This is a genomic window from Paenibacillus caseinilyticus, assembly GCF_027533645.1.
Classification (GTDB): Bacteria; Bacillota; Bacilli; order Paenibacillales; family NBRC-103111; genus Paenibacillus_G; species Paenibacillus_G caseinilyticus.
Genome location: NZ_JAQAGY010000044.1, coordinates 1 through 8,490, shown reverse-complemented (window position 1 = coordinate 8,490; position 8,490 = coordinate 1). Strand labels below are relative to the sequence as shown.

Here is an 8,490-nt window from a genome sequence, read left to right as displayed (position 1 = left end):
ATAATTTACCAATTGGACAGAGCTACCCTTGAGGAGATCTAGTCCTTTTGGCAGTAAGAGCCGAAAACTTAATTCTGAATATTCCGTCTTTTTAATAGGGTTAAGTTTATGCAACGCTAGTGACGAGATATACATTCTTATATATGAATACATTCTTATATATGAACAAAGGGCCGGTGCTGTCTATGACAGCCCGCCCCCCTTCACCCACGCATTCTGTTCATATCCCCGAAGCTCCCAGTACCCGGTATGCTCCTTCTCCACCAACTCAATGGCCTGCAGCCACTTCACGGACTTGTACGCGTACATCCGGGGTACGACCAGACGTACCGGACCGCCGAGCTGCTGGGGAATCGGCTTGCCGTCCATGAGAACGGCAACCATGACATCATCCAGCCGGGCCTGCTCGAGCGAGAGGCAGTCCGTATAGACCCCATCGCCGGAATACAGCTTGACGAACTTCGCCGTGTCCTTCATGCCGGCCAGATCCATAAGCTCGCGGAGCGGGATCCCCTCCCATGTCACTTGATACACCGACCAGCCCGTAATGCAGTGAAAATCGCTCACCTGCACCACCCGCTTCAATGTATTGAAAGTGTCCCAGTCCCACAGCTGCTCCTTCTCGACCAGCCCCGTCAGAGCAAACTGCCAATCCTTGCTGTCAAAGGAAGGGATCGGCGTCACCGTGTACACCCGGAACCTCCCCTGGCTGCCTCCGCCGACCGGAGGATTAGAAGCCGGCAGCGGTACCGGTTCGGGAAGCATGCGGTTGCCGTCCGACTCGGCCAAGCTCTCCAGCGCCGTCCCCCCGCTGTCTGCGGACTGCTTCAGCCACCGGTAGAATGCCGGACCTAGCCCAAGCACGAGCAGCAGCCCTGCGCCGATCCGCAGGAAGGCCGCCCGTGAGATCGGCGCCTCCTGCAGACGCCTCACGAAACGGCGTGCCTCGCTCTCGGAGGCAGCATGCAGACCGTCGGCCGCCGGTGCAGGCGCTGCCTCGCCGGGCTGCCCCTGCACCGGCGGCCTCTGGCTCTTCGCCGCTTTCACCCAGCGGCTTCGGGAGATCGAGTGGTAGACGGCATAAGGCACGCCTACCCATGTGAACCCGTCGTGCAGCAGGAGCGCCGCATTGCCCCACGCCGGATCCAGGCGCCTCAGCTGCCACAGCAGCACGCCGGTGATGCTCCAGCCGGCGAGCAGGAAGAGCACGCCGCCGAGATTCCAGCGCTGCAAGGGCCGCTGCGAGAGCTGCCGCCAATGCTTGCGCAGCAGGGGGAGATACAGCAGCAGGACCAGCATGGATAAGAGGCCCAGCCAGACGTGGGCATCCTTAAGCAGGACCCTCCCCTGCCCCAGTTCACGCAGCGGCTCATGAAGAGCAGTATGCCCGTAACGGCAAGCACTGCTGTGAGCCAAGCGTTCCACCGGTGAAGCTGGATCAGCCGCTTGCCGTATGTCACGCCCCCCAGCCATGCTTTCCAAGGTTTCATGGTACATCCCCGCCTTTCCGCAGGATGAGTAGATATCGCCCATCGGTTCGTTACTCTGTGATATGGCGGCCGTGCCCCGGCGGATCACACTGCACTGTCAGAACATTCCGGCGTTGGCGCCTGCTCTTTGAGCAATCACGATAGACCGTTATAAGAACAAGGGGCCTGAACCGTCCGGCTCAACCCCCTCCTCTTCTCTATTCGTCCATATTCTATGTAAAGCTTCCATTACCGATTACTTGTTCAAATAATCCATAATCAACCCCGCCGTTTCCTCGATCGCCCGGTCCGTGACATTCACGACCAGACAGCCAACCTGCTTCATCAAGGATTCCGCATACTGCAGCTCTTCCTGGATGCGGTCGAGCGCCGCATATTTGGCTCCGAATGGAAGTCCGACCGCCTTTAAGCGCTCCGTACGGATCTTGTACAATTTCTCGGCATCCATCGTCAGCCCGACCACCCGCGAGCTCGGCATCAAGAACAGCTCCTTCGGAAGCTTCACTTCCGGCACCAGAGGCAGATTCGATACCTTAATCCCCTTGTGGGCCAAAAAAATACTCAGCGGCGTCTTCGATGTCCGCGACACGCCTATGAGCACCAGCTGCGCTTTAAGCAGTGCTCCCGTATCGCGGCCGTCGTCGCATTTCACGGCGAACTCCACAGCTTCCACCCGGCGGAAATAGTCTTCGTCGAGCTGATGGAGCAGACCCGGTGTGCGCTTCGGCGCATCGCCCCATGTATCGATGAAGGCCTCCATCATCGGCCCCATAACATCTACCGCCCGTACCCCGAGCCGGATCGCTTCTTCCTTCATCATCTCCCGCAGTTCCGGCTGAACGAGCGTGTAAGCTACGAAACCACCGCGGCTGGCCGCCTCTTCCATGATCGTGCGGATTTCATCCTCCGTCTTGATGTGGCCGATCCGCTTGGTGCGGACCTGGTGCGCGTCGAATTGGCGCATCGTGGCGCGCACGACCGCTTCCGCCGTCTCCCCCAGCGCATCCGAACAGATCGTGATCTCATACAGCTGCTCTTCCTTCATCCGGTTTCTTCTCCTTTACTGATCCCTAACGGTCTACTACCAGGTCGAGCAGAATTTGGGTCATGATCGTCTTGGTCATCCGACCGACCACATCCCATCTCGGCCTTCCATGGAGAGCTTCGGCTTTCGAAGGCACGACGACCGGCAGCGAATCCACCTGATGGTGGATCATTTTGCGGGCCGCATCGATCACCGAATCCTCTGGGGAGACATGAACCACATTCGCCCCCCTGGTCATGGCCATCGATACCGGCATGGTAGCGGCACCCGGATTGCCGAGTGTGACTTTCAACAGGTCTTTGCGTGAGATGACTCCCGACATACAGCCATCATCATCCACAACGATCAGACTTCCCACATTCTCTAGAAACAGCGTCACGACCGCATCATTGACAGATGCGGTTTCGCGGACAATGACCGGCATGGCCTGAACCTCGCTCACCTTGAGCCCCAGCAGCCTGCGTCCGGCCTGCGAACCCGACGATACGGCCGAGCCCGGAGTGTATCCGACTTTGGGCTTAGCATCCACCAGCCCCAGCATTACGAGCAGAGCCAGATCCGAACGCAGAGTCGGTCGGCTGAGTCCCAGCATTTCCGCTATACCTTCGCCTGTAATCGGCGCATGTTTTTTCACGAGTTCTACGATTTGCAATTGGCGCGCAGTCAGTTCGATGACCGGTCCCTCCTTACGATCTTCAGCGGCATCGGCGATCCTTTGCGGCTTTCTGTAACGATTGTACCAAAAAGCGCTATCTTCTGATAGAACATCCTTATCGAAGTATTAAAAACCTTAATATAAACAACATATTCGCTGGTTTTCGATTATTTGTTGCACATTATTTATTTATTTATTATACTCTATTTAAGAGTAAAAGACCACATATTGGATGGAAGGTGGGATCCGAGATGGAGAGAGAACTGGCACTGGAGTTCGTACGCATTACGGAATTAGCCGCTTTATCGGCAGCCGGCTGGATGGGACGGGGAGACAAGCACGGGGCGGATGGAGCCGCGACAACCGCGATGCGTGCGATGTTCGACACGGTATCGATCCGCGGTACCGTCGTTATCGGAGAAGGCGAGATGGATGAAGCGCCTATGCTCTACATCGGGGAGCAGGTTGGCAACGGTACTGGACCTGAAGTCGATGTGGCCGTCGACCCCTTGGAAGGGACGGAGCTTGTGGCCAAGGGACTGCACAACGCCCTCGCCGTTCTCGCGATCGCAGGCAAGGGCAACCTGCTGCACGCGCCCGACATGTATATGGATAAGCTGGCCGTAGGCCCTGCGCTTGCCGGACATCTGCGGCTGGAGGATCCGCTCGAGACTACGCTGAACAAAGCGGCCGGCCTTCTGGGCAAGCCGCTCAGCAATCTGACCGTGATGATCCTCGACCGGGATCGACACCGTGAACAGATCGAGATTTTGCGACGGGTCGGCGTGCGGATCAAGCTTCTCAGCGACGGGGACGTTGCCGGCGCCATGGCGCCTGCTATGGCCGATTCGGGCATCGACCTCTATGTGGGCTCCGGCGGCGCTCCCGAAGGCGTGATTGCTGCGGCGGCACTCCGCTGCCTTGGCGGCGAGCTGCTCGGCAGGCTGCGGCCCTCCTCGCAGGAAGAGGAGAACCGCTGCATCGCCATGGGTCTCACAGACCCGCATCGAATTCTTTCCATGGACGATATGGTAGGTACGGACGATGTGATTTTTGCGGCTACTGGCATTACACCCGGCGAGATCCTCCATGGTGTCCGTTATCTGCCAGGCAACCGGGCCGAGACACACTCCATCGTGATGCGTGCCAAGACTCGCACCATCCGCTTCATTCAATCCAATCATTACCTGCCGAACAAATCCATCGTCAGCCCAGAGATAAGCGCGGCTGTGATCTCGCTTCCATAGAATTCCCCACTGCAAACTCCCGAAGACTATTGCCGTTTGCCCTCGACTGTTTCCTAAGCTACAATAAGCCTATTGTAGTTCAACAGATATTCTTAGGAAAGCGGGCGGCAGCGATGAGTATTCTCTTTTATACCGCAGTCGGCCTCCTCTCTGCCACATTCGGCAGTCTCGTGGGGCTCGGCGGCGGTATTATTATTGTACCGGCTTTGGTCTACTTGGGCCCTTATTTTGTAGGGGAGCCGATAACCGTTGCTACGGCCGTCGGTACCTCCCTGGCCGTTCTGATCTTCACAGCGTTCTCTTCCACCCTCACCTTCATGAAACAGCAGCGCGTCGACTTCAAAAGCGGCTGGATTTACTTTCTGACCTGTGGACCTGGAGCTATGCTTGGTTCTTATACGACACAGTTTGTAGACGCCAAATCCTTTCAGCTCAGCTTCGGTATTTTCATGCTGCTCATGGCGATTTTGCTCATTCTCCGGGATCGATTGAAACCTCTTCCTGTAGATTGGGCTATCAAGCGGACCTACACAGACGGTAAGGGCCAGACTTTCCATTACGGTTACAGTATTCTACCCGCTCTGGGCATCGGACTCGCCGTAGGCTTTATCTCCGGATTATTCGGAATCGGAGGCGGGTCGTTGTTCGTCCCTGCCATGGTCCTGCTTTTCCGCTATCCGCCTCATGTGGCCACAGCCACGTCCATGTTCGTGATTCTTCTCTCTTCGATCATGGGCAGCGCTACCCATTTGGGGCTGGGCGAGGTGGACCTATGGATGGTTGCGGGCTTGGCCCCTACGGCTATTATCGGCGGCTGGCTGGGGGCGCTCATCACCAGCCGTCTCAGCAGCCAGAAGCTGATGTGGATACTGCGAATCACTTTTGTAATCGTTTCGCTACGGATGATCTGGGAAGGTCTCACTTCCTCTTAAGCCCTTCTATCTGACTGTCCTCAACTGCAGGTCGGCCTTTGCGTCCGGATATTTCCCCTTCTTCCAAAGCAAACTAAGATATAGCGGAAGCCAAGGTAGGAAGGGGCATATGGTGAACATCAAGCGACCTGCAGTCTGGATAGGGGTCTGTATCGGTATAATGGCCTTATGCTCTTGCACTCCACCTGCTGCGAATTCCACTACTCCTCCATTGATAACATCTGCACCTAAAACGGCTCCCCCGGGGAAGTACCTCGAGCCTTCAATGTATCGGATTCCAGGGTAGCACCTACGGTCACTCTTCCTCCGGCTCTCTTGCAACCCTCGGAAGCTTCCCTTCGCACGAAGACAGAGCCTTCACCGTCATCTGCAACAATCCAATCCCCAACCGCATCTCCCTCAACCCCACACCTATAAAACATCGCCAAACCTAATAATTCCGCCTCATCTCCCAAGCCTTCCAAGGAAACCTCCCAGTGCAGGAAAAAAGGTAAACCTCTCTCAGTTTGTTCGCAAATCCCCTGCCCTACTGCTGCTTAAGGGCCTGTCTTGCTTCTTCCAAAAAAGTCGCCTCTAACCGTCGATGGCGCTCCGGATAACCGATATATTTCTCAACTCCTTGATGCTCTTGCAGCAGCACACATTAGAGCCACCTTCTTTGTGTTGGGCCCCCAGGCTGTCCAATACCCTGATCTGATCCAACGTATGGTGAGGGGGCCCTTTCATCGGCACTCATTCATACACCGGCATACCTTGTTTCCCAAATTAACTGACGAACGTTTTATGCTCTCAAGTACAGGATACAGAGCTGACAATAGGAAAACTCGTAGGCTATAAGTCTACATTACTCCGCCCGCCGTACAATGAGATCACCGAAAGCCAACTGCTATGGGCCGCAGAACATGGTCTTCACGTAGTCAACAGTACAACCATCCGGTTGAATGCAGAATCTAAAAAGGAACCCCTTCACAGGGGTTCCCCAATATCAAAGTTCTAGTTTGCCTCTACCGGATTTCAAAATGCTAAATTCACTTTTCCGGTTATTCCCACCCCATCCTCCTCCTGCACTTCACTGCACCTCTCTGTGTATTGTATTCCCGGTGGGCACGCATTCCAACTTTCTTCTATGCTTGTACCGCACGCAACCAAGCATCAGCGATAAGTGCATGGCCAGCAGGAGAGGGATGGACTCCATCCGGGGCCCAGTAAGCTGGCGGCGTTTGAGCACTAGCTGCAGCGAACAAACCATCCAGAGGAATATATAGGGTTTGATATTCTCTGGCCAGCTCCCGAACAGCCTGAATTTTGGGATCGAGATCTTCCCTCCATGCGGTACGGTCTTCCGGCACAGGCAAGACGAAAGGTTCGATCACAATGATTTTGGCATTCAACTCTTCCTTCGTCCGAATGATCAACTGCCTGTAACGTTCGGCAAACTCTTCGGTAGAAGTAGGATCATTTCGATCATATCTACGCCAAGTGTCATTAATTCCTATGTAGATCGAAACCCAAGTAGGCTTAAGGTCAATGCAATCCGACTGCCACCGATTCTGCAGATCTATTACCCGATCGCCTCCGATTCCTCTGTTGAGAAACCGAACGTCCTTCTGTGGATACAAATGTCCAAACCGCGCTGCGGCCATCAAGGCATAACCTACCCCGAGATCATGACTGTTGGACCGGTTCCTTCCACAGTCGGTAATACTGTCACCTTGAAAAAGTACTACGGCTCCATCTTCGATCTTCGTCATCTTTGGTCTTCCTCCCTATTTACTTGTAGTAAAATCCGGCAACCAACCTTGATGATAAAGATACTAAAACCGGGCTTTTTTGTATATCCACAAAATAAACAAAAAGGCTTAGAAAACATAAGTTTTCTAAGCTTTTTTGTGATGCCGGTAGAGGGACTCGAACCCACACGGTTTCCCTCACGATTTTGAGTCGCGCGCGTCTGCCAATTCCGCCATACCGGCTAGTGGCGTGCCCTAAGAGATTCGAACTCCTGACCTTTTGATTCGTAGTCAAACGCTCTATCCAGCTGAGCTAAGGGCACATATTATGAAAATGTGGAGTGGTGCCGAAGACCAGACTTGAACTGGTACGGTGGTCACCCACCGCAGGATTTTAAGTCCTGTGCGTCTGCCGATTCCGCCACTCCGGCGAATAAAGAATGGAGGCGCCACCCAGACTCGAACTGGGGGTAAAGCTTTTGCAGAGCTCTGCCTTACCACTTGGCTATGGCGCCTCAGTAAATTAATGGAGCGGAAGACGGGAATCGAACCCGCGACCCTCGCCTTGGCAAGGCGATGCTCTACCGCTGAGCCACTTCCGCATAATAAAACTGGGGATCTAGGATTCGAACCTAGGCATGACGGAGTCAAAGTCCGTTGCCTTACCGCTTGGCTAATCCCCAATGCTCTAATTTTTTGTTACAAAAATGGGGCGATCGAAGGGAATTGAACCCTCGAATGTCGGATCCACAAACCGATGCGTTAACCACTTCGCCACGACCGCCATGTTATTAAGTTGAATTGGCAGGGGCAGCAGGAATCGAACCCACACCAAAGGTTTTGGAGACCTTTGTTCTACCTTTAAACTATGCCCCTAAAATATGGTGGAGGCTGATGGATTCGAACCACCGAACTCGATGAGAGCAGATTTACAGTCTGCCGTGTTTAGCCACTTCACTAAGCCTCCATATGAAATTACATGGTGCCGCCGAGAGGACTTGAACCCCCAACCTACTGATTACAAGTCAGTTGCTCTACCAGTTGAGCTACAGCGGCATAAATGGTGGCTCGGGACGGAATCGAACCGCCGACACGAGGATTTTCAGTCCTCTGCTCTACCGACTGAGCTACCGAGCCTTCTAAATCTTACTAATATTCTACCTTAACTTCACTCAAAAGTAAATGGCGGAGCCGACGGGATTCGAACCCGCGGTCTCCTGCGTGACAGGCAGGCATGTTAGGCCTCTACACCACGGCTCCACACTAACAAAATTGGTTGCGGGGGCAGGATTTGAACCTGCGGCCTTCGGGTTATGAGCCCGACGAGCTACCGGGCTGCTCCACCCCGCGTCAGTAAATCAATTATGGTGGAGGCTGACGGGATCGAACCG

At 54.5% G+C, this 8,490-nt stretch carries 7 protein-coding genes and 13 tRNA genes; 3 read left to right on the top strand and 17 right to left on the bottom strand.

Annotated features, from left to right (window positions below; genetic code table 11):
• Positions 1 to 183: 183 nt before the first annotated feature.
• The 3 genes from O9H32_RS32675 to O9H32_RS32665 form a co-directional block, all read right to left on the bottom strand.
• A complete protein-coding gene (locus tag O9H32_RS32675) occupies positions 184 to 1,416 on the bottom strand; it encodes a molybdopterin-dependent oxidoreductase (protein ID WP_269870239.1) in 1,233 nt (410 codons plus the stop codon).
• A 309-nt stretch (positions 1,417 to 1,725) separates the two neighbouring features.
• On the bottom strand, positions 1,726 to 2,535 hold the full coding sequence (locus O9H32_RS32670; RefSeq protein ID WP_269870238.1) for a pyruvate, water dikinase regulatory protein: 810 nt from the start codon (positions 2,533 to 2,535) through the stop codon (positions 1,726 to 1,728).
• Between the two features lie 25 nt (positions 2,536 to 2,560).
• Complete coding sequence (locus tag O9H32_RS32665; protein ID WP_269870237.1) at positions 2,561 to 3,187, bottom strand: helix-turn-helix transcriptional regulator; 627 nt, start codon at positions 3,185 to 3,187, stop codon at positions 2,561 to 2,563.
• Positions 3,188 to 3,441: 254 nt separating this feature from the next.
• Between O9H32_RS32665 and glpX the strand changes: the two genes are divergently transcribed.
• From glpX to O9H32_RS32980, 3 genes are all read left to right on the top strand, one after another.
• Entirely contained in the window at positions 3,442 to 4,437 is a 996-nt protein-coding gene (gene glpX / locus O9H32_RS32660) for a class II fructose-bisphosphatase (RefSeq protein ID WP_269870236.1), read from the top strand.
• A 113-nt stretch (positions 4,438 to 4,550) separates the two neighbouring features.
• Positions 4,551 to 5,369: a sulfite exporter TauE/SafE family protein gene (locus O9H32_RS32655; RefSeq protein WP_269870235.1), complete on the top strand. Its 819-nt coding sequence runs from the start codon at positions 4,551 to 4,553 to the stop codon at positions 5,367 to 5,369.
• Between the two features lie 606 nt (positions 5,370 to 5,975).
• Positions 5,976 to 6,206: a polysaccharide deacetylase family protein gene (locus O9H32_RS32980; protein ID WP_406627444.1), complete on the top strand. Its 231-nt coding sequence runs from the start codon at positions 5,976 to 5,978 to the stop codon at positions 6,204 to 6,206.
• 287 nt (positions 6,207 to 6,493) lie between these two features.
• Here the strand turns inward: O9H32_RS32980 and O9H32_RS32650 are convergent, their stop codons facing one another.
• From O9H32_RS32650 to O9H32_RS32585, 14 genes are all read right to left on the bottom strand, one after another.
• Positions 6,494 to 7,120 (bottom strand): SGNH/GDSL hydrolase family protein, encoded by a 627-nt coding sequence (locus O9H32_RS32650; RefSeq protein WP_269870234.1) that lies wholly within the window; start codon positions 7,118 to 7,120, stop codon positions 6,494 to 6,496.
• A gap of 142 nt (positions 7,121 to 7,262) precedes the next feature.
• A tRNA-Leu gene (locus tag O9H32_RS32645) sits at positions 7,263 to 7,342 on the bottom strand.
• Between the two features lie 3 nt (positions 7,343 to 7,345).
• Positions 7,346 to 7,422 (bottom strand) — tRNA-Arg (locus O9H32_RS32640).
• A gap of 19 nt (positions 7,423 to 7,441) precedes the next feature.
• Positions 7,442 to 7,530, bottom strand: a tRNA-Leu gene (locus O9H32_RS32635).
• A gap of 10 nt (positions 7,531 to 7,540) precedes the next feature.
• Positions 7,541 to 7,614: transfer RNA gene (locus O9H32_RS32630), tRNA-Cys, on the bottom strand.
• Between the two features lie 12 nt (positions 7,615 to 7,626).
• A tRNA-Gly gene (locus tag O9H32_RS32625) sits at positions 7,627 to 7,701 on the bottom strand.
• A 9-nt stretch (positions 7,702 to 7,710) separates the two neighbouring features.
• Positions 7,711 to 7,782: transfer RNA gene (locus O9H32_RS32620), tRNA-Gln, on the bottom strand.
• A gap of 25 nt (positions 7,783 to 7,807) precedes the next feature.
• Positions 7,808 to 7,883, bottom strand: a tRNA-His gene (locus tag O9H32_RS32615).
• An 18-nt stretch (positions 7,884 to 7,901) separates the two neighbouring features.
• Positions 7,902 to 7,975: transfer RNA gene (locus O9H32_RS32610), tRNA-Trp, on the bottom strand.
• A 6-nt stretch (positions 7,976 to 7,981) separates the two neighbouring features.
• Positions 7,982 to 8,066, bottom strand: a tRNA-Tyr gene (locus O9H32_RS32605).
• 13 nt (positions 8,067 to 8,079) lie between these two features.
• A tRNA-Thr gene (locus O9H32_RS32600) sits at positions 8,080 to 8,155 on the bottom strand.
• 5 nt (positions 8,156 to 8,160) lie between these two features.
• A tRNA-Phe gene (locus O9H32_RS32595) sits at positions 8,161 to 8,236 on the bottom strand.
• Between the two features lie 46 nt (positions 8,237 to 8,282).
• Positions 8,283 to 8,359, bottom strand: a tRNA-Asp gene (locus O9H32_RS32590).
• Positions 8,360 to 8,372: 13 nt separating this feature from the next.
• Positions 8,373 to 8,449, bottom strand: a tRNA-Met gene (locus tag O9H32_RS32585).
• Between the last annotated feature and the right edge of the window lie 41 nt (positions 8,450 to 8,490).

What these genes read in the sequence shown, in the direction of transcription:
- O9H32_RS32670 (WP_269870238.1), bottom strand. Translation starts at nt 2,535, where the DNA reads ATGAAGGAAGAGCAGCTGTATGAGATCACGATCTGTTCGGATGCGCTG.
- O9H32_RS32650 (WP_269870234.1), bottom strand. Translation starts at nt 7,120, where the DNA reads ATGACGAAGATCGAAGATGGAGCCGTAGTACTTTTTCAAGGTGACAGT.
- O9H32_RS32655 (WP_269870235.1), top strand. Translation starts at nt 4,551, where the DNA reads ATGAGTATTCTCTTTTATACCGCAGTCGGCCTCCTCTCTGCCACATTC.
- glpX (WP_269870236.1), top strand. Translation starts at nt 3,442, where the DNA reads ATGGAGAGAGAACTGGCACTGGAGTTCGTACGCATTACGGAATTAGCC.